17 protein-coding genes and 3 pseudogenes are annotated in these 23603 nt (G+C 34.3%); 10 read left to right on the top strand and 10 right to left on the bottom strand.

From position 1 onward, the window contains the following. Positions 1-116: 116 nt before the first annotated feature. Complete coding sequence (locus tag ACQ9BO_RS18500; protein ID WP_320567795.1) at positions 117-491, top strand: STAS/SEC14 domain-containing protein; 375 nt, start codon at positions 117-119, stop codon at positions 489-491. 319 nt (positions 492-810) lie between these two features. Here the strand turns inward: ACQ9BO_RS18500 and ACQ9BO_RS18495 are convergent, their stop codons facing one another. The 3 genes from ACQ9BO_RS18495 to ACQ9BO_RS18485 are packed head-to-tail and all read right to left on the bottom strand — an operon-like array spanning position 811 to position 2005. After that, positions 811-1080: a PrgI family protein gene (locus tag ACQ9BO_RS18495; RefSeq protein ID WP_431241928.1), complete on the bottom strand. Its 270-nt coding sequence runs from the start codon at positions 1078-1080 to the stop codon at positions 811-813. Positions 1081-1115: 35 nt separating this feature from the next. Continuing rightward, the gene (locus ACQ9BO_RS18490; protein WP_320567793.1) at positions 1116-1514 is read right to left on the bottom strand and encodes a hypothetical protein; all 399 of its coding nucleotides are present in this window, start codon (positions 1512-1514) and stop codon (positions 1116-1118) included. A gap of 11 nt (positions 1515-1525) precedes the next feature. Continuing rightward, on the bottom strand, positions 1526-2005 hold the full coding sequence (locus ACQ9BO_RS18485; RefSeq protein ID WP_431241927.1) for a hypothetical protein: 480 nt from the start codon (positions 2003-2005) through the stop codon (positions 1526-1528). Between the two features lie 451 nt (positions 2006-2456). Between ACQ9BO_RS18485 and ACQ9BO_RS18480 the strand changes: the two genes are divergently transcribed. From ACQ9BO_RS18480 to ACQ9BO_RS18460, 5 genes are all read left to right on the top strand, one after another. Next, positions 2457-2861, top strand: coding sequence for a hypothetical protein (locus ACQ9BO_RS18480; RefSeq protein ID WP_431241926.1), 405 nt, complete (start codon positions 2457-2459; stop codon positions 2859-2861). A 229-nt stretch (positions 2862-3090) separates the two neighbouring features. Beyond that, the gene (locus tag ACQ9BO_RS18475) at positions 3091-3492 is read left to right on the top strand and encodes a helix-turn-helix transcriptional regulator (protein WP_431241925.1); all 402 of its coding nucleotides are present in this window, start codon (positions 3091-3093) and stop codon (positions 3490-3492) included. Positions 3493-3582: 90 nt separating this feature from the next. Beyond that, complete coding sequence (locus ACQ9BO_RS18470; protein ID WP_431241924.1) at positions 3583-10200, top strand: HYR domain-containing protein; 6618 nt, start codon at positions 3583-3585, stop codon at positions 10198-10200. 3 nt (positions 10201-10203) lie between these two features. Further along, positions 10204-11121: a PorP/SprF family type IX secretion system membrane protein gene (locus ACQ9BO_RS18465; protein ID WP_431241923.1), complete on the top strand. Its 918-nt coding sequence runs from the start codon at positions 10204-10206 to the stop codon at positions 11119-11121. Between the two features lie 263 nt (positions 11122-11384). Beyond that, the gene (locus tag ACQ9BO_RS18460) at positions 11385-12359 is read left to right on the top strand and encodes an integrase core domain-containing protein (RefSeq protein WP_431241922.1); all 975 of its coding nucleotides are present in this window, start codon (positions 11385-11387) and stop codon (positions 12357-12359) included. A 64-nt stretch (positions 12360-12423) separates the two neighbouring features. Here the strand turns inward: ACQ9BO_RS18460 and ACQ9BO_RS18455 are convergent, their stop codons facing one another. The 4 genes and pseudogenes from ACQ9BO_RS18455 to ACQ9BO_RS18440 all read right to left on the bottom strand — a co-directional run bounded on the left by ACQ9BO_RS18455 (position 12424) and on the right by ACQ9BO_RS18440 (position 16935). Beyond that, positions 12424-13065 carry a response regulator gene (locus tag ACQ9BO_RS18455; protein ID WP_431241921.1) on the bottom strand — a complete coding sequence of 214 codons (642 nt, stop codon included), beginning with the start codon at positions 13063-13065 and terminating at the stop codon, positions 12424-12426. A 30-nt stretch (positions 13066-13095) separates the two neighbouring features. After that, positions 13096-15279, bottom strand: a complete 2184-nt coding sequence (locus tag ACQ9BO_RS18450) for a tetratricopeptide repeat-containing sensor histidine kinase (RefSeq protein WP_431241920.1) — start codon at positions 15277-15279, stop codon at positions 13096-13098. 175 nt (positions 15280-15454) lie between these two features. After that, positions 15455-16173 (bottom strand): annotated as a pseudogene (locus tag ACQ9BO_RS18445) (AAA family ATPase). Between the two features lie 30 nt (positions 16174-16203). Continuing rightward, positions 16204-16935, bottom strand: coding sequence for a YggS family pyridoxal phosphate-dependent enzyme (locus ACQ9BO_RS18440; protein ID WP_431241919.1), 732 nt, complete (start codon positions 16933-16935; stop codon positions 16204-16206). A gap of 196 nt (positions 16936-17131) precedes the next feature. On the opposite strand from ACQ9BO_RS18440, the gene ACQ9BO_RS18435 reads away from it, so the two are divergent. After that, a complete protein-coding gene (locus tag ACQ9BO_RS18435) occupies positions 17132-17395 on the top strand; it encodes a DUF2024 family protein (RefSeq protein ID WP_431241918.1) in 264 nt (87 codons plus the stop codon). Positions 17396-17460: 65 nt separating this feature from the next. On the opposite strand, the gene ACQ9BO_RS18430 is transcribed toward ACQ9BO_RS18435, so the two are convergent. Further along, positions 17461-18870, bottom strand: coding sequence for a PLP-dependent aminotransferase family protein (locus ACQ9BO_RS18430; protein WP_431241917.1), 1410 nt, complete (start codon positions 18868-18870; stop codon positions 17461-17463). Between the two features lie 96 nt (positions 18871-18966). Next, positions 18967-19862: pseudogene (locus ACQ9BO_RS18425) on the bottom strand (dienelactone hydrolase family protein). 207 nt (positions 19863-20069) lie between these two features. On the opposite strand from ACQ9BO_RS18425, the gene ACQ9BO_RS18420 reads away from it, so the two are divergent. Then, on the top strand, positions 20070-21305 hold the full coding sequence (locus tag ACQ9BO_RS18420) for a PQQ-dependent sugar dehydrogenase (RefSeq protein ID WP_431241916.1): 1236 nt from the start codon (positions 20070-20072) through the stop codon (positions 21303-21305). Positions 21306-21356: 51 nt separating this feature from the next. Here ACQ9BO_RS18420 and ACQ9BO_RS18415 read toward each other — a convergent pair whose 3' ends face one another. Next, positions 21357-22124, bottom strand: a complete 768-nt coding sequence (locus ACQ9BO_RS18415; protein ID WP_431241915.1) for a DUF2490 domain-containing protein — start codon at positions 22122-22124, stop codon at positions 21357-21359. A gap of 208 nt (positions 22125-22332) precedes the next feature. Between ACQ9BO_RS18415 and ACQ9BO_RS18410 the strand changes: the two genes are divergently transcribed. After that, positions 22333-22962, top strand: coding sequence for a TetR/AcrR family transcriptional regulator (locus ACQ9BO_RS18410; protein WP_431241914.1), 630 nt, complete (start codon positions 22333-22335; stop codon positions 22960-22962). Next, positions 22962-23578, top strand: a pseudogene (locus ACQ9BO_RS18405) (TolC family protein); the annotation flags it as partial. The gene ACQ9BO_RS18410 and the pseudogene ACQ9BO_RS18405, both read left to right, overlap by 1 nt. Between the last annotated feature and the right edge of the window lie 25 nt (positions 23579-23603).

Here is a 23603-nt window from a genome sequence, read left to right as displayed (position 1 = left end):
CAAAGAGATGTTATAATACTTAAACAGGGCTCAAGAAGTATTTTTGATTGGAGTTTTATACATGCATTTTATTGGTATAATCTCAACATTAAATAACATTCAAAATTAATACTATCATGATACATCAAATTGATACTACAGATAATATTGTTGCATTTCGAGCATTGGCAGAAGTAACAAAAGATGATTTTTTAAGCGTGGTTGTGCCAGCGGTCGAACATTTGGTAAAACAAACTAATGAAATTAATTTTTTGTTGGTTCTTGATACTGATATCGAAAATTTTACCGCAGGAGCTTGGCTTCAAGATGCGTTGCTTGGATTAAAGCATTTAGGAAAATGGAATAGAGCCGCAATTATTTCTGATTCAGAAGACATTATTTCATTTACAAACGGATTTAGTTTTGTAGTTCCAGGCGAATTCCACGGATTCAAAAAAGAGAATTTCAACAAAGCCTTGAATTGGGTTGAAGGGAATATTAATCTTTCATAATTGTGAGTTATGAGTTATGAGTTATGAGTTATAAGTTATAAGTTATTCGTCAAAGATTGAATAAAAAAACAGCTTAAATTTTATTAAAATTTAAGCTGTTTTTTTATGACAAAATCTAAAATCTAAAATCTAAAATCTAAAATCTAAAATCTAAAATCTAAAATCTAAAATCTAAAATCTAAAATCTAAAATCTAAAATCTAAAATCTAAAATCTAAAATCTAAAATCTAAAATCTAAAATCTAAAATCTAAAATCTAAAATCTAAAATCTAAAATCTAAAATCTAAAATCTAAAATCTAAAATCTAAAATCTGAAATCTTAGTGATTATATTCAATTCCGTCGCTATCTGTAAGTTCTTTTTTTGCTTTGTATGATTTTGAGATTTGTTTGTAGCAAGCTGTTGTTAAAAGAGGCAATGCTAAACTTCCTACCACTGCGGCTGTTTTATTATGTCCTGTTTTTTTCAACACTGCACCCACTAAAAGTGCTCCAAGTCCTGCACAAACTAAATTTTTTGTTGATAATTTTGAAGCCGGAGCCGGCGTTATTCCGTGTAATAAAGGATCTATGAAATTCAAATTTTCCATGTGTATAATTATATTTAGTTAAACTTTATTTCTATTTAGTTGGACAGTTTTTCATTCTCTGTCTCATTCTCAATTTTTTCTATTTCTACTTTTTCTTTTTTTATTGCTTGTCTTAATAAAGCAAAAAGGCTCATATAGATATTTGCCATAAAAACCAGCGAGAATCCTGCCAAAATGTAGCCACGCCAGTCATTTAACAAAAGTTTATAATCACAAAGCACTAAAAACGCAATTGTGACATAGTGACTAAAGCAATATTCACAAGTGAATAGATAAAATGCTTTTCTTGACCAAATTGTCTTGTCATTTTTGGAATGTCTGACACACCATTCTCGTGGTTCTTTAAAGATTTCTTCATGCGTCACCGTCCAGCTGATACAAGCAATTGGAACAGCTAAAACAAAAAGCCAGATAATTTGGGTGGTCAATTCCATGATCAATTCAATTATTCTCTCGGATGATTTTCAGGATAATGCTCTGCATCAAAATCATCCATATCTTTTGTATCGTCGTCATCTAAGTCGGCGCCCTTTTCCAAATCTAAATCGGGATCATAATCGTCATCAAAATCATTTTTTCGGTCATCATTTGTAATGGCGTCATCTTCATTTATAATTCGTTCTTGATTCGGAATATTTTCAGATCGAATGTTGCTGTTTTTTTCAAAATCTGTCGGCGGATGTTGCAGATCACCAATAAATTCTTCCTGATATTGATACGGATCTTCATCTCGTGCATAGTTATCATTGTCAACTAATGTGTTTTGATCAATATAATCAGGATCACTTTCGCCAAATTCACGATTGTCATGCTCCTTTAAATCTTGTTTGAATTCATCTTCATTAAAAGAACCATTCACGATAATATTTTGTTCGATAAAATCAGGATCGTGCTGATTGTAATCGGGGTTGTGATATTTTTCCATAACGTTTCCTTTTAAAGTTAAAAGTTGTGTTTTTACAAATTTACCAAGCAAACGCACAGAAGTTCTTACATGAATATTAATTATAGCCGCATAATTATCAGTTGCTTATAATACAACGCTATCAATGAGTTTTATCGTTTTTTATATAAGAAAAGATTTTGAATTGAAATGATAATCTGAAGAAGACAAACTTGGTGTTACTATTTACAAAGTTTCTGAATTGATTTTAAAGGAAATCAAAAGCTAATTCAAAAAGTATGAGTTATTGTATTGGTACAAAATGATTTATAAGTAATGTTTTACATTTTTGTTCTGAATTATAACTTGTAGTTATATTGTAGTATCAGTATTGTAAGAAAAAAAGTAGTTATTGCGTAATATTGCCAGAGAGAGTTAAAAAGAGACTACTTATAACTTTTGAACCATTCCTAAAATTTATTACCTCAATCCTATGTTCATTACCTTTACTCCAAATCAAGTCCATTTTTGCTATGGCAAAAAAAGTTGGTATTATGCTTTCGAAGAAATAATCGAGCTCGGTTTAGTTCGTAAAAAGAAAAATTATTTTCTTATAAACGTTTTGTTTGGTCTTGTTACAGCCATTGCTTATTACTGCATGCTTTTTACAACGATTCCAGATCTTTATTATATAATTCCTGCTTTAATGGCTTTTACAATTCTTACTATTTTAAGATTTCATGATACGGCAGAGTTTGATTATTATGTTTTAGTACGGGATTGCTATCAGAAGGAAATCGAAGTAAAAATTAAAAGCAAGGACAGACCTGCTCTAGGCAAGCAAATTGACATTTTTTCTACTATTCAATTTGAGCAAACGATAAAGAAAACAGCGTAACTTTTAAAATTTATAAATGAGAGTTACTGGAATTCTCCATTTCGACTTGGCTTTTATCGTTATTGCTGTCGTATATGGATTTATTATAACTACTAAGAAAAAATAACGGCAAAGTTGCTTTATTCACCTACGAATAAAGTAGCTTAGAACCCTTTAAAATTCAGGTTTAACTGCAATGCTACTTAATTAGTATTGGGCTATATCAGTTGAGCCATCCCAAATCAAAAATATGGCCACTTCAATTAAAAATAAAATTAAAAGCATTCGAGAATTAAAAAATTACACTCAGGAATATATGGCGGAACAACTTGGCGTGACTCAGGCAGGTTATAGTAAAATTGAAAAAGGTAAAACGGTTTTATCTTATGTGAAATTAGTTGAGATTGCCCGCATTTTAGAAGTCAGTGTAGAGGATATTTTGAGCTTTGACAGTGAAAGATATTTCAACAACTTTAATAAAGTAATTGGAAACAACAACGGAAGCATCTTGATTAATACTGAGGAAAATTCAACGACATTAAAAATCCTTTATGAAGACAAAATAAAACTATTGGAAAAATTGCTTGAAAAAACAGAAGCAGAGTTGGAACGCTACAAAAAAAATACGGCCCGATTTAAAATTGTCAGATAAAATAAAAATCACTATTTATAGTGATGTGTAAAATTGATTCGAATTATAGTTTTGCCCTTTATGAAAAGAGGTAAAACATATAGCAGGAGAATGAAAAATCACACAATTGTCTTCGATAAAATACTCAAGTTTTTTAGCATAATTTTCTTTTCGGGAATATTGTTTTCTTATGGTCAGAACGGCTGTCCGCAAATTCCCAAATCAAGTTTAAACGGATTTAATGGTTTCTCTGCAGAAGGAAAAGCTGGAGCAGATGATTTTGGAAAAAGTGTAAAAAGCGCCGGAGATATCAATAACGACGGAATTGAGGATTTAATGATTGGTGCTCCAAATGTAGATTTTGGCGGAAATTCGAACGTTGGGGAAATCTACATTATTTTCGGAAAAGCCGGACTTTCAATAAGCACTTTTGATGTGACAACGCTTAATGGTACAAACGGATTTGTAATAAGAGGTGTTGTTGCAAATGAGCGATTAGGTGCTGTAATAAGTGATGCAGGCGATTTAAATAATGATGGAATTGACGATATTATTATTGGAAGCGAATTTGGAAATCAAGCTACAGCATTTGTTTTTTACGGATCTTCTTCGCCATTTTTACCACTTTATAACAGAACAGATTTAAATACTTCAAACAGCGCCGCATTTTTAGTTGATTCTTCTACATACACAGATATTGTAGATCTAAGCAACGCTGGCGATTTAAATAATGACGGAATCAGCGATGTGCTTTTGACTATTGATGGCGGATTTTATGTTCACTACGTTATCGTTTTTGGAAAAAGCGGACTCACAAATTTGAATACAATGGCCTTAAATGGGGTTAACGGATTCATTATTAATGGTTATCATATTACTTTTTTAGGCCCGAATGTTGTCGGACGCAATGCTGGCGATATTAATAACGATGGAATAGACGATTTAATTTTTGGACTTCCTAGTTTTAGCGATGGCGGTTTTACAAATAATGGAAGAGCGGTAGTTTGGTTTGGGAAAAGCACACCTTATGCCGCTTTATATAGTTTGGATACAATGGGCGCTACCGAAGGTTTTGTGATTACTGGAACTGGAAATTATAATTATTTAGGAGCTTCGGTTGCAGGCGTTAAAGATTTTAATTCTGATGGTATTGATGATGTATTGATTGGAGGATATGGGAAAACCGTGAATGGAATTTCGCAAGCAGGGGAGGCTTTTGTGCTTTTCGGAAAAAATACTCCGTTTGCATCTACTTTTTCTAACAGTTCATTAAATGCATCTAATGCAGTAATTTTTCAAGGAAAAGTGGCTAATGAAAATTTTGGATACAAAGTAAATTCGGTCAGAGATATAAATAATGATGGAAAAAATGATATTATAATAACCGCCAAAAAAGGCGGAAGAGCGAATAATGGTGCCGCATATGTTGTTTTTGGGGGAACAACCGCGGCAGGCATTATTGGCAATAATGAAATTTTAGATGCAAAAGGTTATCAGGTTTTTAATGACGAAAACTATTACTCGTTTTATGTTTTTGGTGCCGATGCCAGTGGTCTAGGCGATTTCAATGCCGATGGAACAAATGATTTTGTTGTAGGTTCTATTGGAATGAGCGCTACTTTCAACATCAAAGGAAACGCATATGTTTTTTATGGAGAAAAATTTGATCGTAAAGATGCTGTTCTGCCCGTAATAAATTGCCCTACCGGAATGGAATTGTATGCAAATGCTACATTGCCAAATTATGTTCATTTTTTAGGTACGATTTCAGACAATTGTACAGATGTAAATGATTTGGTTTTTACTCAAAATCCTCCAGAAGGAACGCTTTTTACAGCAAATACTAATGTAACGATTACCGTTAAAGATGAATCAGGAAATGTCAGTTCCTGTACTTTCTTAGTAAAACTTAAAACTAATACTCCAGTATTTGATTGCAAAACGGCTTATTTAAGTACAGCAGATTTGAATGGTACATTAGGTTTTACAGTTTATGGAGAACAATCCTCAGGTCTTGCAGGTGCGAGCGTCAATACGGCTGGTGATGTTAATGGAGATGGAATAGCCGATTTTATAATTGGTGCTCCAGGCGAATATCAGTCGGCAAGTGGTCCTTACAATAATATTTACAGAACAATAAACGGTGCAGGTTATGTAGTTTATGGAACAGCTTCTGGTTTTCCGCCAAACATTGATTTGGCTTTGTTGAATGGAACAAATGGCTTTAAAATCACAAACGATTTGCCACAAACTAATTTTCCTCTAACGGGTTATGATGTTGGTCCGGCAGGAGATATCAATGGCGATGGAATAGCCGATTTTATGATTAGTGATCCATACAGGCATACTACATACGGAAATGAAGTTGGACATGTTTACGTCGTTTTTGGAAAAGCATCTGGTTTTCCTTCAGAAATTCTTTTGTCATCATTAAATGGAACAAACGGTTTTGCCTTAATTGGTGTAAACGGTTACTCGGCAATTGGAATTGATGTCACAAATGTAGGAGACATTAACGGTGATGGCATTGATGATTTGGCAACAATTGACAACGGCTACGGAACAACTACCGGAAATGTTTTTGTAGTTTATGGCTCACATTCGCCTTTTCCGGCCGTTCTACGAACCAATCAAATTAACGGAACTAACGGATTTATAATTCAAGGAGATGCTTCTCAAGGAAAAGTAGGGCGAATGATTTCGGGTCTTGGCGATGTAAATGGCGACGGAATTCAGGATATCGGAATTGGAACAGGAGATGATTCGGCCGAAATTAGAAAGTTTGTGGTTTTTGGACGTTCATCTAATTTTCCTGCAGTTTTGAACACACTGAGTTTAAACGGGACAAATGGTTTTGCAATCGAAAATTCGGTTTCGCCTTTGTCTGAAAGCATCGGAATTAAGAAAGCAGGTGATATCAATGGCGACGGATTAAACGATATGGCAATAAATGGAGATTACATCTTATTTGGTAAAAATTCTTTTCCGGCATTAATTGATTTAAAAGATCTTAATGGAACAAACGGATTTAAATTTCTGAATACTAGTGCTAGTGATGTTTTTTCTGGTGGAGGCGATTTCAATAATGATGGCTTTGATGATTATTTGGTGCGATCAAATAACAGTGTTGCCATTTATTATGGAAAAAGCACCTGGACTGCAACTGTTAACGTAAGTGCTTTTACAACAAAAGATTATATAAATATGTATGTGCCATATTCATATCCTGACGATATGAATTATGCCGGCGATGTGAATCATGATGGTATTGATGATGTAATTGTTGGAACTAAATTGGCACGATATACTATTGTGCCAAATAATCTGCCGGGCTTTGCTTATGTACTTTTTGGAAAGAAAATCGAGGATAATGAAAAGCCAGTAATTACAAATTGTCCGACAAATCAGAGCTTAAATATAGGAGATGCAATTCCGGATTACAAAGCGACAATAACCGTGACCGATAATTGCGATCCAAATCCTTTAATTGAACAAACACCGCTTCCAGGAACTATTTATGCTGGAGGGACACAAACGATAACGTTAAAAGCAACTGACGCCAAAACGAATTTTCAAACCTGCACTTTTACGATTTCAGCGGGTAGTGACATTTTGCCACCGAGCATAACATGTCCTGGAGATCAACAATTGGCTTGTGGCTCTTTGGTTCCAAATTATTTGAATCAGCTTATTGTTTCAGATGATATTGATACAAGCATTGATGTTACTCAATTTCCGGGCGCAGGTTCGACTTTTTTCGACGGAATGCAAATTAATTTTACAGCAAAAGATGATGCAGGAAATGAAAGCCATTGCAGTATTACGCTAACAGCTTCAGGAGCTGATACAGAACCGCCAACATTTACTTGTCCAACAAACGTAACTTTAAATTGTGGAGATGTAACACCAAATTATGCAATTGATCCCATGATGAATCTTGCCGATAATTGCAGTGAAACGGTTCATTATGAAATGACGCCGGCTGACGGAACGCCTTTTTATGACGGGATGCCAGTTCATATCAAATATACAGACGAATCTGGAAATTCATCTTTTTGTGATTTCATTATTCATAACGCGACGCCAGATGTTACAAAACCAGTAATTACATGTACAGGAAATAAAACTTTGGCTTGCGGAAGTGTTTTGCCAGATTACAGAAGTTTTGTAACGGCGAATGATAATTGCGCAGGAACAATTGTTTACACACAAAATCCTGCACCGGGAACTGCTTTTACAGCAGGAATGACAGTTACCATAACCGCAACAGACGTTTCAGGAAATTATGCTGATTGCAGTTTTATAATCAACGCTTCCGCGGATGTGACAAAACCTGTAATCACTTGCATTGGCAACCAAACATTAGCATGCAACAGCACGATTCCAGATTATAGAAACCTAATTTCAGTTACGGATAATTGCGATGCTTCGCCAATTCTGACTCAAAATCCAGTTGCAGGAACTGCTTTTGTTGATGGCATGTCCATAACAATTACAGCAACAGATGCCTCAGGAAATTATGCTGATTGTGGCTTTATAGTCAACGCTTCCGCGGATGTTACAAAACCGGTCATCACTTGTATTGGAAACCAAACGTTAGCTTGCGACAGCACGATTCCAGATTATAGAAACCTAATTTCAGTTACAGATAATTGTGACATATCACCAGTTTTGGTTCAAAATCCAGTTGCAGGAACTGCATTTGTTGATGGAATGTCCATAACAATTACAGCAACAGACGTTTCAGGAAATTATTCTGATTGCAGTTTTATAGTTAACGCTTCCGCAGATGTTACAAAACCAGTAATCACTTGCATTGGAAACCAAACTTTGGCTTGCAACAGCACGATTCCAGATTATAGAAACCTAATTTCAGTTACAGATAATTGCGATGCTTCGCCAATTCTGACTCAAAATCCAGTTGCAGGAACTGCTTTTGTTGATGGAATGTCCATAACAATTACAGCAACAGATGCTTCAGGAAATTATTCTTATTGTAGTTTTATCGTTAAAGCTTCCGCGGATGTTACAAAACCAGTAATCACTTGCATCGGAAACCAAACATTAGCATGCAACAGCACAATTTCCGATTATAGAAATCTAATTTCAGTTACAGATAATTGCGATGCTACGCCAATTCTGACTCAAAATCCAGTTGCGGGAACTGCTTTTGTTGATGGCATGTCCATAAAAATTACAGCAACAGATGCTTCAGGAAATTATTCCGATTGCAGTTTTATAATCAACGCTTCCGCAGATGTTACAAAACCAGTAATCACTTGCATCGGAAACCAAACATTAGCTTGCAACAGCACAATTCCAGATTATAGAAACCTAATTTCAGTTACAGATAATTGCGATGCTTCGCCAATTCTGACTCAAAATCCAGTTCCAGGAACTGCTTTTACATCTGGAATGTCCATAACAATTACAGCAACAGATGCTTCAGGAAATTATTCCGATTGCGGCTTTATAATTAACGCTTCCGCAGATGTGACCAAGCCTGTAATTACGTGTCTCGGCAATCAAGAATTGTCATGTGGTAGTGTAATTCCAGATTATACACCTTTAGTTACAGCAATTGACAATTGCGATGCCTCGCCAACAATTACGCAAAGTCCAGTCGCGGGAAGTGTTTTTACATCGGGAATGACGGTAAAATTAACCGCAACTGATATTTCGGGAAATTATTCAGATTGTAGTTTTGTTATTAACGCTTCCGCAGATGGTATTGCGCCGGTTATAACTTGCATTGGAAATCAAAATCTAAATGCAGGAACACTTCTACCAGATTATCGCTCAATGATTACCGTGACAGATAATTGCGATTCAGGTTTGACAGTTACACAAACGCCGAGCCCGGGAACTCCAATCACAAACGGAATGAGTGTTGTGATGTCAACATCAGACAATAGCGGAAATTCTAAAAGCTGTTCCTTTATCATTAATGTCGTGCAAGATAATGAAGCGCCAGTTTTCTCTTGTCTTTTAGATCAGTTCGTGTCTTGTAATACTAAAGTGATTCCTGATTTCACCAAAATGATTACGGTAACTGACAATTTCGATTCAAATCCAGAGGTAACACAATCGCCAAATCCTGGAAGTGCTTTTATAGAAGGAATGATTGTCGAAATAAAAGCCGTTGACAAAAGCTATAATTTAAAAAAATGTTCTTTTAAAATCCAATCAAATCCCGTAGTTGTCGATGCAGGAGAAGATCAAGAAACAACAGAAGGGCAATTAGTAACTTTGGATGGGATGGCATTAGAATCAGGAACGTATTCTTGGTCGCCTTCAAAAGGATTAAGCAATAGCAAAATCGCGAATCCGTCATTTTTTGCATCTGAAACAACAACTTATACGGTAAATTTTAAAAATGCACAAGGTTGTGAAGCGACAGATGAGGTTACGATTACAGTAACGCCATTGGATAAAGACGAAACAAAGTATGGCTTTTCACCAAATAACGATGGAATAAATGATTTCTGGGAAATTGATGATATTACACAATATCCGCAGAATCAGGTTTTGATTTACAGCCGTTGGGGAGATCTGGTTTTCCAAATGGATAATTATAACAACTCCACAAACGTATTTACCGGAATTGCAAACAGAAGTCGAAAACTAGGAGCCAACGAACTTCCAGAAGGAACTTATTTCTTTGAAATCCGTGTCAATCAGCCTAATCATTTTAAGAAAACCAAGGGCTACCTTGTTTTAAAACGTTAATTCATGAAAAATAAACTCAATATATTTATAGCCTTATTCATCATTATTATATTTATAGATGGCGCTTATGGCCAGCAAACTCCAGTTTTTTCAAGTTACAATTATAATGCAGTTTTAATAAATCCTGCGCATGCGGGTTATTATCCAGATACTGATATTGTGATGACAACAAATGGTTACTTTAATTCTGTTGACGGAAGTCCGAAGAATTTTGATCTTTCTATTAATACACTTTCTTGGAATGAAAAAATAGGTTTGGCAGGCGGAATTTCGAACGATCAAATTGGAGTGACAAATACGACGACTATTTTTACCTCGTATTCCTATAAAATCAAATTTGATTCGGATTATAAATATGGAAAATGGTGGGCATACGACCCTAATGTCATTTCGTTTGGTCTTACAGCGGGAGCAATGATTTACAATGAAAATCTAACGCAATTGGGTTTAGAAAATGATCCTGAATTTCAGGAAAATGTACATAGTGTTACACCGACACTCGGACTTGGTTTTTTGTATAATAAAGATGCCCTTTATTTCGGAGTCTCAGCTCCAAATGTGTTGAGCAGTACTTTCAATTCAAAAAACAATACCAATTTGCAGAATGCTTATTATAGTTATTTCGGTTATAGATTTTTTACAAATCGTTTTGAAGAAGTATTAATTAACCCGAGTTTTTTATTGAAATATGTTGAAGGAGCACCTTTTCAAGCCGATTTTAATATTTTGGTAAATTATAAAAACAAACTGGAATTTGGAGGAGGTTATCGAACATCAAATACCTTAAATCTTTTAGCGGGTTTTCATTTAAACGAAAACTTGAGAATTATTTGCACTTACAATAAATCTTTTGAAAATGTAGTGATTCCGGATACTTTTGGTTTGGTTTTGAATTACAGATTTGGCGAAGGTTTTGAATAAAATTAGTTCTTTGAACGCAATTTTCTAACACATAGTTCCAAAGCTCTAAGTCTCAAGTTTAAGCTATTGGTAAATTAAATTAATCTTATATAGGCATGACTTAAGCACAATATTGTCATTTCGACGAAGGAGAAATCTTCACGAGAAGCTCTACAAAGATTGGCTTATAGGAACGGAGTTACTTGCAAAGATTTCTCCTTCGTCGAAATTGTAAAGGTTAGATATTTCGGTAACAAAATTTAAATTTAATAAATTTTGTTACGATGAGAAATAATAGTCAAGATTGTACATTAGAGAGGAACTATTTAGAGAAATATCGTTTCTTGATAAAAGAATATGAGCAGGTGAAAAACAAAACTCATCCACTTTATAAAAAGGCGATGGATTTTTACACAGCAAATGACACGTGCAGAAAAAGTTTCTTAAAGTATTATAATCGCTATAAACAGAGTGGGAAATCTCAGGATCTATTGCCTCAAAAGCGAGGTCCAAAATATAAAACCCGACGTCCTTTGCCTTTTATAGAACAAAAAGTAATCGAATTAAGAGAAAAAGGAAACAACAAATATGAAATTGTTAGTATCTTAAATCCCAAATTAGGAAAACATGCACCATCATATTCTGGAGTTTATAATATTTTAAAAAGGCATAAAATAAATAGATTAACTCCGAAGATTAAAAAGAATCATCAGAAAATAATCAAGGAAAGAATGGGACAGCTGGGTCATATTGATTGTCATTATTTAAGTAAAAGCATAATTCGTGGAGAAAATAAAAAACTCTATTTAGTCTGTGTAATTGATGATTACAGCCGGATTGCCTGGGCAGAATTAGTTCCAGACATTACCAGTTTAACAGTGATGTTTGCGTCATTAAAATGCTTAAACATCCTAAGCAGTCATTATGAAATAAAATTTGAAGAGATATTATCTGATAATGGAGCTGAATTTGGACCTAAAACAAGCAAAGTCAAAAATAACCATCCATTTGAAAGAATGCTGATGGAATTAGGAATCGTGCACCGATATACAAAACCTTACCGTCCACAGACAAATGGTAAAGTAGAGCGGTTTTGGAGAACTCTGGAAGACGATTTATTAAGAGACACGGATTTTGATTCTCAAGAAGAGCTAAAAGAAGAATTATTACAATATTTATATTATTATAATCACGAAAGACCACATCAGGGAATCGATGGAAAAAAGCCAATTGAAATGATAAATCCGTTACCGAAATAAGTGACTTTTACAGAAATGACAAAACGTTGTGTTGAATAAAAATAGAGATCTAAAAGGTTTAAATTTAATCAACCAAACCATTTTCAACCGCATATTTTACAAGTCCAGCCGTATTTTTCGCATTCAATTTTGACAATAAATTGCGACGATGCGTATTTACAGTATTCAAACTGATAAAAGTTTTTTCGGCGATTTCGGCAGTATTGTATTCATGTGCAATCAGAACCAAAATTTCTTTTTCACGCGAACTTAGTTCAGTCAAAATCGAAACTTGTTTTTCAATTTTCAAATGATTGGCCAGATGTTTTTCTTCCGTTTCTTCCGAAAAATAATTCTCGCCCGAAGCAATTGTTTGAATTGCTTTCAACAATTCCGATTTTTCGGCATTTTTCAATAAATATCCATTTACACCAATTCGAATCAATCTCGAAATTATTTTCACGTTGCTGTGCGTGCTGACCACCAAAATCTTTACTTGAGGAAAATCTTTTTTCAAAATTTTGCTCAATTCAATTCCGTCCATTTCTGGCATGCTGATGTCGAGAATCACTAAATCAGGATTTTCAGTTTTTATTTTTTCCAAAGCTTCAATTCCGTTTACAGCTTTTCCAACAATATTGATTTCAGATTCTTGTTCCAATAAAGAAACAATTCCCTGTAAAAACATTGTGTGGTCATCGGCAATAAGCAGGTTGATTTTTTTCATTGTAAGTGGTATTTTGGTTGGGTTTGCCTTTTAATTAATCAGCTGATTTTTTATCTGAATTCCTTGAACTGGATTTTTCTTGACAGTGGATTGGTCCAAAATCGGAATTTCAATATTGGCAATTGTTCCTCTTTTTAGTTTTGAATCTAAAGCAAAAATTCCGTTCAGTTTTGCAATTCTAGCTTCTAAATTAATAAAACCAATTCCTGGAGAATAATTCTCAGTATTAAAACCAATGCCATTATCTTCAAATAAAATATTCAAAGATTGATCGATGAGATTGAGTTGCAGTTCAACATTTGAAGCTTTTGCATGTTTTATGGTGTTGGTCAAAAGTTCTTGGACAATTTTGAAAGTTTCAATCTGGATGGTTTCATCCATTTGATTTATAGCAGTTTTTGGATAGGAAGTAAACGCTATTTTGATTTTGCTTGCTTCGCTAATATTCGTCAAATAAGATTCTAAGACTTCGCAAAATTTATGATTGCTGAATTTCTTCGGAATCAGATTATGTGCCAAATTTCGCACCTGTTGATAGGTTTCATCAAGTTGCGCGCTGAGGTTTTCGATATTTTTTAAATTCGATTGATTCAGGTTGTTAAGTTGCAGTTTTATAGCCGCAAGATTACCGCCAATGCTGTCATGAAGTTCCTGCGAAATTCGTTCACGCTCTTTATCTTGACCACTTATTGACGCTTTTATCAATTTCAATTCTTGTTCTTTCAAAATTCCGTTGATTCTTTGCGCGCTGATTTCAATTTGTTTCGCATTCAGCAAACGTTGATTTTTTAAGCGGTTTCGGTATTGAAAAGAAAGCCCTGCAATCGGAATTAAAACAATCAGAAAAGCTAAAATTGTAAAAGCCCTATTTTTCTTTTGTTGCGAAATTTCAAGCGCTTTTAATTGCTGATCTTTTTTCAGAAGTGAAATTTCATTGCGTTTTTTATCGGCCGAATTCTGAAAAAACAAAATCGTATTTTCGTTGATTTTCTTAGTAATTTCTTCCTTAAGGCTCATGTTTTTAATGGCTTGCGCCTGATTGGCCAAAGTCAGTTTTTTGGTTTCGTTTTCAAATTCCAGCTGTTTTATGGCTTTTTCTTTTTCAGAAGTATGGTATTTGACTTCCAGTTCATTAATCTCCTTGATTTTTTGAAGTTCATTGATGGAATCTTTAAGCTGATTTGATTTTTCCAAGTAATTATAACCGTTTTTATAATCGTCTTGCGCAATAGCAATTTTTCGAAGTTCATCATAAAAATGAACTTGATCTTGCAATAATCCAAATTGCACGGCTTTCTGAATTCCTTCAGAAAAAATAAGTTTGGCCTCGTTGTATTTTTTCTGATCAATATAGATATCAGCAATATTTCCTCGGCCAATTACAGCGAGTTGATTCAATTCGCTTTTGTCAGCTATTGCAACTGCATTTTTGTACATTTTCAAAGCCTCGATTGAATTATTCTGCAATTGAAAATTGGCTCCTAAACTCAATAAAATAACTGCTCGACCTTGATTATTATTGGTTTTTTCGCAAAGCAATTGTCCTTTTTTGTAATATGAATTTGCATTATCATATTCCTTCAATTCCGAATAAATATCGCCAATATTAATGTAGCTTCCCAGAATGATTTCTTCGTCTTCTTTGTATTCCAAACACTTTTTAAACAATTCAAGCGCTTTTTTGTATTCGCCCAAATCACTGTATGTTTTTGCTAAACCGTGCGTATGAGTGTAATAAAGATTTTTCTCGTTGTATTTTTGCGAAGCTTCAATTCCTTTAATATGCCATTTTTTGCTTTCTTCGAGCAAACCGCGCTTTTTGTAATTGATTGCCATTAGATTATAGCCCAAACTGAAAAGTCTGTTTTTCAGCGAATCATTAACAATCGTATTGAATTTTAAAGCTTGTCGAGTGTAGTAAAGTGAAGAATCTACAAGCGCTCTTTTGTTGAAATAATACGCTAAAAGTAAGTTTGCAGATGCCGTTGAACGATTGCTTGAGGGCGATTTTAGTAAAGAATGTGCTTTGAGATATGCCTTTTTTTCGTTGCCTTTATTGTACAAGGCATACAAATCTTTAATGGTTTTTTCTTCTTGGCTTACGACAGTATTTTTATGCACAAATGTTTTCTTTCTATTTTCAAGCTGAGCCAGCGTAGAAAATGAAATGAACAAGAACATCCAGATATGAAGCCTTTTATAAGAAACTGCCATAATTTTAATTTGAACTCTAAAAAAATAGAGCAAGATTAAAGTCTTGTAAATTTGGGATTTATAAGAAAATTAAAATTCTAATTAGCGATAAAAGTACTACAAAAGGATTAAAATGGCTTTATTTTAATTCAATTTTTTGGGTTAAATTGTGATATAATGAGAGTGGTTAAGATACCTAGACTTTTTGTTTCTTCAAATGTTCCAATTCGGCGATGATTAATCCTTTCATCGTGGTGTGAACATAATCTTTCGCTTCGGCATATGAAATGGCATATTTTCTCGGAATATCTTGAAAATGAATAGGGAAGATGTTTAGAATTTTATCATAATACAAATCCAATTGTTTGTTGCTTGGCATTTCAAATTTTAATTTGATTTGAAATCTTCTCAGCAATGCAGTATCAATGCTATTATAAAAATTAGTGGCACAAATTAACAGGCAATTTGTTGGGAAATAATCAATCAACTGAATAATAGTATTGACTAGACGTTTCATTTCGGCAACATCTTTATCATCATTTTCACGACTTTTGGCAATTTGGTCAAATTCATCTAAAAATAAAACCGCATTTTCTCTCGTCGCTTTATCAAAAAGAGCTTTTGCATTTCGAGAAGTTTCGCCAATTTTTGCATTAATAATTGTGCTGAGGTTCACAATAATAATTTCTTTGTTCAAAGCAGTTGCAATGGCTTTTGCGGTAGTAGTTTTGCCACATCCAGAATGACCATGAAGCAATATTTTATTATCAACAGGAAGATTGTATTTTTTAATTCTTCAATATATATATGCTCTTTTATTACTTGCTCTAAAACTGCCTTGTTTTCTTCGCTGAAAAAAAGATTTTCAATAACAATTTTTTCGGTATCCTGTATGGTAAGCTCGTGTAGACTCATTTCAAAATTATTTGCTCGCAAAATTAAAGTTTATTCTGCAATATTTTCATTCCAAATTTCTTTGCCTAAAAATCGGTTTCCAAAGATCGAAGTTCCGATTCTGACCAAGTTTGAACCTTCGGCAATTGCCAGTTCTAAATCTTGCGACATTCCCATTGAAAGTTTCAAATCATTGATTTTGAGAATTTTTTCGGCATATATTTCATCCCTGATTTCTCTTAATAATTTAAGTGAAGGCCTCATTTTTTCTTTTTCAACATCTAATAAACCAATTGTCATTAAACCTTTAATTTTCAAAGAATCATACTGTTTTATTTTCTTGATGAAAGAAATCACTTCAGCAGGCGGAAGCCCAAATTTGCTTTCTTCAAAAGAAGTATTGACCTGAACATAAATATCAATATTTCTGCCTTCTTTCTGCAATTGTTTGTCTAATTCTTCCGCAAGATTTAGACGATCAATGGATTGAATGCAAGTGGCGTATTTTAAAACATCTTTTATTTTATTGGTTTGTAAATGTCCAATAAAATGACGCTCAATATCAAGTTGTTTTAAAGCTTCATCTTTATCGCGAAGTTCCTGCATTTTGTTTTCGCCAATCAAGGTTTCGCCGGCTTCAATCGCAATCTTGATTTTATCTGCCGAAACGGTTTTAGTTGCCAATAAAAGCTTGACATCTGAAGCATTTCGGCCAGAAAGTCTGCAGGCGTTTTCGATACGTTGGTGAACTTGTTTCAAATTAAAAATAATATCCTCTTTCATAGAAACAAAATTACATTTATCTGGATGTGTTAGGAAAGCCAGTTTTGTTTATTTATAATAGTCCAGATTAAAACTTGATTTTGAACTGGACCAGTAACTATGCATAAATCAAAAAACTGGATGAGATGTAAAATTGAAAGCTGTGATAAATTTGCAGTAATAAAAACATTGAAAAAATATTTTAAAACATACAATTATGAAAGTAGCAGTATGGGATACTTATGTAACCCGAAAAGACGGTAAAATTATGCATTTTGATATTTTGGTTGACGAAAATACAGATGATGCGGATCAGGTTTTTGAATTCGGAAGAACTTATCTTAAATCAGTAGCGCAGGAAGGTCAGCCTTTAACTTCAAAAGAATGCAATTTTTGTCATATTGATAAAGCTCCTATTGAAATTGAAAATCAAATTAGAGAAAATGGTTTTTCAATAATTGAAATGGAAAACTGCAATTAACTAATTTTAAAGGCATAAAGATTCCAAATGTGGGGATTTGGGTCTTTATGCTATTAAATAATTTGCTATAAAAGTTTAGAAAGGGCGATAATGCCTTCTTCCATTTGATTTTCAGTAAGTGAAGCATAACCAAGTCTTAAACCATGTATCGGAGTTTTGAAACTGAATTTTTCCGGACTCATTATCTTAATTCCTTTGGAATACAAATTTTCACAAACTGATTCCAGATCAATATCGGATTTTGGAACAATCCAAAAAGCCAGTCCGCCTTCTGGTTTTATATAGGTAATTTTCTCTTGAAGATGTTGCTGGCAAAGACTTTCAAAATAATCTCTTTTGGCTTTGTAAATTAAATGCGCTTTCTTAAGATGCCGTTTTATCTGACCTTCATTGATAAGAGTTAAAACAGCTTCTTCCATAATATTATCGCCTTGAACATCAATTATTTTTCGGTGTTTTGCCACTTTTTCTATGTTTGCAGAAGAGGTTGCCAGATAACCAATACGCAATGCAGGAGCAATTATTTTGCTTAATGTGCCAATGTAAATGAAATTTTGAACACTGCCGTAACTGGAAATAGGAAGAATAGGGCGCTGTCCAAAATGAAATTCATTGTCATAATCATCTTCTATAATTGTAAAGCCGTACTGATTAGAAAGTTCAATAAGTTTTAGTCTTTTTTTGAGACTCATGGTAACAGTAGTAGGAAATTGGTGGTGAGGTGTTACATAGATGGCCTTAATTGTACTGTATTTTTTGAGATAATTTTCGACTTCTTCCATATTTGCACCATCAGTTTCCACATTTACAGGAAGCAAAGTAGCGCCGGCATTTTCAAACGTTTCCCAAGCTGGTTTGTAACCAGGATTTTCGACCAAAACAAAATCTCCTTTTGTAAAAAGACAATGAGAAGCCAAATACATCGCCATTTGACTGCCGCGCGTTATGCAAATTTGATCTGATGAAATGTTGAGGCCTCTCTTAAAATTCAGCATTTGAACCATTGCTTTCCGAAATTCAATATCGCCAAGTTCATTGCTGTAACCCATTATTTGCCAGCGTGATTTTCTTTTGAAAATTTCTCTGTGAGCACGCGCCAAATCATTCATAGGAGCCAGACGGCTGTCTGGAAGTCCATCATCAAAAACAAGGTAAGGTTTTGGTTCCTCTTTATTTAGCAGTGATTTCTTTTCAGGTTTTGTCGCTTTTAGATCCGTTGGCAGTTCTGCAATAAAAGTGCCTTTTCTGTCAATTGACATAAGCCAGCCTTCAGCAATTAAAACATCTAAAGCTTCAACAACTGTGTTTCGGTTTACATTTAATAATTCGGCAAGTTTCCGGCTTCCAGGCAAAGCATTGCCAGCGGTTAAGTTCCCTGATTTTATAGCAATTATAACCGCATCGGCAATTTGCAGATAAAGTGCTTTATCTGATTTTTTATCTAGTTGAATTTCGAATTGCCAAGGACGCAACATCTGGACCAGTAGTTTTTGTTTAAAAGTAATTAAGCGGATAGTCCAAATTTACAATAATTTTAAAGCAAAAGCTCAGATTATTTTTGTTTTGAAAAATTATTTCTTTTTTAGTTTCAGTTTGAAAAAATCTATAGTTCTTGTCCACGATAAAGTTGCTCGCTGCTTCATCATATCGGGGTGTTGTGTTGTTATGAAAACCATGATTGACTCCAGGATAAAAATAAGCCGTATGCTCGACTTTATTTTTGTTTAGGATTTGTTCAAATGCTGGCCATCCTTCATTTACGCGCGTATCAAGGCCGGCGTAATGTAAGAGCAATGGTGTTTTGATTTTTTCGGCTTCTTCGGCAGTTGGTTGTCCACCATAATAAGGAACCGCAGACTTTCAAATCGGGTAATTTTACCGCCATCATATTCGAAATCCAGCCTCCAAAACAAAACCCGACTACGCCAACATAGCCATTACAGTCTTTATGCGCTTTTAAATATTCGTATGCGGCAATAAAATCTTCCAGCATTTCTTCACGTGTACGTTTCTTTTGCAATTCGCGTCCCGCATCGTCATTGCCGGGATAACCGCCTAATGGCGATAATGCATCAGGCGCAAGTGTAATGAAACCTTCGATAGCGACTCTTCGCCCAACATCTTCAATATAAGGATTAAGTCCGCGATTTTCGTGAACTACAATAATGCCCGGAAGTTTCTTTTTGGTTTCGGAAGGCTGAGACAAAAGTCCTTTAATGCTTCCGCCACCTTTCGGAGAATCATAATTGATATAACCCGTTTTTAATCTTGGATCAGTTGGTTGAACCAAAATGCTATCAACATAATTTGGCGTCATAAAGCTTAAAAGCGATGGAAGTGTCAATGTCCCAACCGCAAAAATGGATAATTTCTCAATAAATATTCTGCGGTCAATTTTATTGTGAGCATAATCATCATATAAGTCAAATACTTCTTGGCTTATGTCTTCTTTGGTTAGTTTGGTCATAGCATTTAATTTTAAAACTAATTTAAAAAAATTAATTGATTACTTTTAATTAGATTTTTAATTCTTGAAATAGAAAGCACATTTTCAACGTTATAACATGTAATTCTATAAGTTATGATAGAAATTATGTAAATCAAATCTGATTTTATTTAAGAAATTTGGATAATGCTACCCAAAACTATTTTTAATTTTAAATAATCAAATAAGATGAAAAAGATAACCTGCTTATTAGCGCTCTTCGCAATATTTTCGATTTCTTTAAGCTGTAACAGTTGTTCCAATGATAAAGATACTCCATCAGATCCCGGCACGGTGACTGATCCAGTGGAAACAAATGCACCAAACAGTGCCTATAAACCGGCATTTGAAGGACAAACCCGAATTAACGGAATTAAAACAAATACCAGTTTTGAAGGTAAAGTTATCACAAGTACTTTAGCAAGCCCGTGGGGAGTGAAAATGCTTCCGGACGGCCGACTTTTAATTACTGAAAAAGCAGGGCAAATGCGAATTGTAACTACAGCCGGCGTAGTCAGTAGTCCAATTACTGGACTTCCAGCAGTTAATCCTTCTGGTCAGGGCGGATTATTAGGTTTGTGCCTAGATCCTGATTTTGCATCAAATAAAATGATTTATTGGGTTTTTTCAGAAGCAACTACTGGCGGAAATAATACGGCTGTAGCCAAAGGAAAACTTTCTGCTGATGAAAAAACGATTGAAGGTGCAACGGTGATTTATCGTGCAAAACCCGCAAATTCAAGTAATCTTCATTATGGTGGCCGAATCCTTTTTGATAAAACGGGAAATCTTGTTGTAAGTACAGGAGAGCGTTCGGTTTTAGAAACTAGACCATTGGCACAATCAGTTTCTTCTGGTCTTGGAAAAGTGGTGCGATTAACAAAAGAAGGACAACCAGCATCTGGAAATCCTGTTTTTACAGGAAGTGGTGCATTGGCAGAATTATATTCGATTGGTCACAGAAATCCGCAAGGATTAGCACTTCATCCTGTTACTGGCGACATTTGGGAAAGTGAACATGGCCCGCGTGGAGGGGATGAAATTAACAGGCTAAAAGCGGGAGCAAATTTTGGATGGCCGACAATTACTTACGGAATTGAATATAGTGGTGAAAAAGTAGGAGCGGGAATTCAGCAACAAAGCGGTATGGAACAACCTGTTTATTATTGGGATCCGGTGGTTTCTCCAAGCGGTATGACTTTTTATAGTGGCAATCGTGTACCAGAATGGGAAAATAATTTATTTATTGGAGCTTTGAGCGGAATGCATATTGTAAGGCTTGCTATTGAGAATAATAAAGTAGTAGGAGAGGAAAGACTTTTGGCTTCCGAAAATCAGCGATTCAGAGATATTACACAAGGCAGTGACGGCGCTCTTTATGCCGTTACTGATCAAGGCCGACTTTATAAAATTGATAAAAAATAAAATTTTTTAAACGCTATTGAAAACTAATTCAGTAGCGTTTTTTGTTTAGAATTAGTTCTCGAAAAAATTATTCGTCACCCGAATTTTCAGTCGTTGAAGGTGCTTTTTTCGGATGCTGGTATTCAAGTAAAAAAACAATCTAATGGTATGATTCATATCATATTGATAACCTGAATATTTTTGCTGATAAACATTCATGTATCCAAAATCATAACTCCATTTTGGATTGATTGTTTTTTTGATTCCGATGAAAAATCGGTTTTGATCAAAAGTATTATAAACGACTTCTTCTCCAAAATGCAAAAGGATTTCATCAGAAAGCACCATTGATGGCCAAGATTTTTTATCGGAAATTCGGAAAGTAAAACTCGCTAAATAGCGTATTCTATTTGTAAAACGCCAATCTCCGCTTGGTTTGTCATCAACTATTTTTTCCTGCCATCGCTGTTCATTTCTCAAACGTTGCAAGATACTCACATTTCCCATTTTTGTATTTAATTGTGCCTGCTGATAAATTCTGTTTTCATCTGCAAATGTACTCCAGTCTGGATTTGACGGCGCCAGCCACATATGCGCATATCCTGCATTTACGGAAACATTTGAATTCGGAATGTAGCTTAAACCGCCTCTTATAAAATAAAAACTCGGATCGGAAACAAAGTCGTTTCGTCTAATATGAAAATCGCCAATAATTCCCCAATGATCAGCAAATTTAGTAACGCTGTTTATAGAAACCCAGGTTTGAAGTTGCTGGTTGATTTCTTTTTTTGACCTTCTTGTGCAAATAGCATAATTGGAAGCAAAAGAATATAAATCCAAGTAAAATTGTTTTTCATATACAATACGATAGAAATTAGGTTATTGAGTAAATTTCTTTTTAATCGATAAAAGGCAATAACTGAAAACAATATAAAGTAAAGATACTATTTTTCAGTGAAATAGTATTAAACAACTTTTTTAATCAAATGATTAAAAAAGTTGTTTAACATATCTAAAAATGATTTATATTTGCTGTAAATTATTTGAAATGAGTACTTCAGAATCTAAAAAGAAGGATACAACTACAGAAGAAAAAATTAAAACTGCGGCAAAAACAGTCTTTTATAAAAAAGGTTTTGCTTCAACACGAACTAGAGATATAGCCGAGGAAGCTGGTCTGAATTTGGCTTTGCTCAATTATTATTTTAGAAGTAAAGCCAAACTTTTTGAACTGATAATGACAGAAACTTTCGCTGGTTTTGTTGGGAGTATGAAAGTGATTTTGAATGAGGAAAAAACTTCTTTGGAACAAAAAGTCATCATAATTGCCGAAAGATATATTGATTTTATTAGCGCCGAACCAGAAATTCCAACATTCATTCTTACTGAGATTCGAAATAATCCTGAAGGGCTTTTAAAAAAATTGCCAATCAAAGAAATTGTAAACGAATCGGTTTTTATAAAGCAGTTTCAGGAAGCTGTGAAGAATAAAGAGATTTCGGAACCAAATCCGCTTCATTTTTTGATGAATATTTTAGGGTTGGTCGTTTTTCCATTTATCGCCAAACCTATTATTATGGGAAGCCGAAATTTGGAAACAGCAGATTTCAATAACTTGATGCAAGAGCGCAAAAAGAAAATTCCGATTTGGATAAAAGCTATGTTTTCAGCTGTTTAATGGATTTATTAAAGCTAGTTTATTTATGTAATATGAGGAAATTAGACGTACTTAAATATATAGGATTGCTATCCTTTATGAATGTTGTTTCAGCACAGACTTTGACAATTGACCAAAGCTACAAGCTTGCAGTTGAAAATTATCCCTTAATCAAACAATACGAACTGATTGAAAAAAGCAAAGAATATACCTTGAGCAATGCTAATAAAGCGTATCTGCCTCAAATAAGTGTAACAGCAATTGAAGGTTATGTTTTTGGCGATTTTCCAACTATGGGGAACTCTGGAAACGACAGTAAATTTAAATTTATCGGACTTGGTCAAGTAAATCAGGTAATTTGGGATGGCGGCGCAACTAAAACGCAAAAAAGATTGTAGAAGCTTCTTCAAATGTTGATAAAGCTTCGGTAGAAGTTTCGCTTTATGACTTGCGCTCGCGAGTGAATCAACTTTATTTTGGCGTATTGCTAATTGAGGAACAGCTGAAACAATTGGAAATACAAAATGCAATTCTTGCCAACAATATTGACAAGGTCAAAAAACTTCACGAAAATGGCTTGGCTTATAAAACTGATGTTGACGAAATGAAAGCCGAACAATTAATTCTAAGCAGGCAAAAAAAGGATTTTGAATATACTAAAA

Source organism: Flavobacterium sp. P21, from assembly GCF_050632225.1.
In the GTDB taxonomy this organism is placed as follows: domain Bacteria; phylum Bacteroidota; class Bacteroidia; order Flavobacteriales; family Flavobacteriaceae; genus Flavobacterium.
The sequence above is the reverse complement of the archived record's forward strand: the minus strand, read 5'-3'. Positions and strand labels throughout refer to the sequence as shown.

Excerpts from the sequence above, each read along its gene's own strand:
- ACQ9BO_RS18495 (WP_431241928.1), bottom strand. The coding sequence starts at position 1,080 with ATGGAAAATTTGAATTTCATAGATCCTTTATTACACGGAATAACGCCG.
- ACQ9BO_RS18450 (WP_431241920.1), bottom strand. The coding sequence starts at position 15,279 with ATGGCAGTTTCTTATAAAAGGCTTCATATCTGGATGTTCTTGTTCATT.
- ACQ9BO_RS18465 (WP_431241923.1), top strand. The coding sequence starts at position 10,204 with ATGAAAAATAAACTCAATATATTTATAGCCTTATTCATCATTATTATA.
- ACQ9BO_RS18485 (WP_431241927.1), bottom strand. The coding sequence starts at position 2,005 with ATGGAAAAATATCACAACCCCGATTACAATCAGCACGATCCTGATTTT.
- ACQ9BO_RS18410 (WP_431241914.1), top strand. The coding sequence starts at position 22,333 with ATGAGTACTTCAGAATCTAAAAAGAAGGATACAACTACAGAAGAAAAA.
- ACQ9BO_RS18500 (WP_320567795.1), top strand. The coding sequence starts at position 117 with ATGATACATCAAATTGATACTACAGATAATATTGTTGCATTTCGAGCA.
- ACQ9BO_RS18440 (WP_431241919.1), bottom strand. The coding sequence starts at position 16,935 with ATGAAAGAGGATATTATTTTTAATTTGAAACAAGTTCACCAACGTATC.
- ACQ9BO_RS18470 (WP_431241924.1), top strand. The coding sequence starts at position 3,583 with ATGAAAAATCACACAATTGTCTTCGATAAAATACTCAAGTTTTTTAGC.
- ACQ9BO_RS18455 (WP_431241921.1), bottom strand. The coding sequence starts at position 13,065 with ATGAAAAAAATCAACCTGCTTATTGCCGATGACCACACAATGTTTTTA.
- ACQ9BO_RS18420 (WP_431241916.1), top strand. The coding sequence starts at position 20,070 with ATGAAAAAGATAACCTGCTTATTAGCGCTCTTCGCAATATTTTCGATT.
- ACQ9BO_RS18490 (WP_320567793.1), bottom strand. The coding sequence starts at position 1,514 with ATGGAATTGACCACCCAAATTATCTGGCTTTTTGTTTTAGCTGTTCCA.
- ACQ9BO_RS18435 (WP_431241918.1), top strand. The coding sequence starts at position 17,132 with ATGAAAGTAGCAGTATGGGATACTTATGTAACCCGAAAAGACGGTAAA.
- ACQ9BO_RS18480 (WP_431241926.1), top strand. The coding sequence starts at position 2,457 with ATGTTCATTACCTTTACTCCAAATCAAGTCCATTTTTGCTATGGCAAA.
- ACQ9BO_RS18430 (WP_431241917.1), bottom strand. The coding sequence starts at position 18,870 with ATGTTGCGTCCTTGGCAATTCGAAATTCAACTAGATAAAAAATCAGAT.
- ACQ9BO_RS18475 (WP_431241925.1), top strand. The coding sequence starts at position 3,091 with ATGGCCACTTCAATTAAAAATAAAATTAAAAGCATTCGAGAATTAAAA.
- ACQ9BO_RS18460 (WP_431241922.1), top strand. The coding sequence starts at position 11,385 with ATGAGAAATAATAGTCAAGATTGTACATTAGAGAGGAACTATTTAGAG.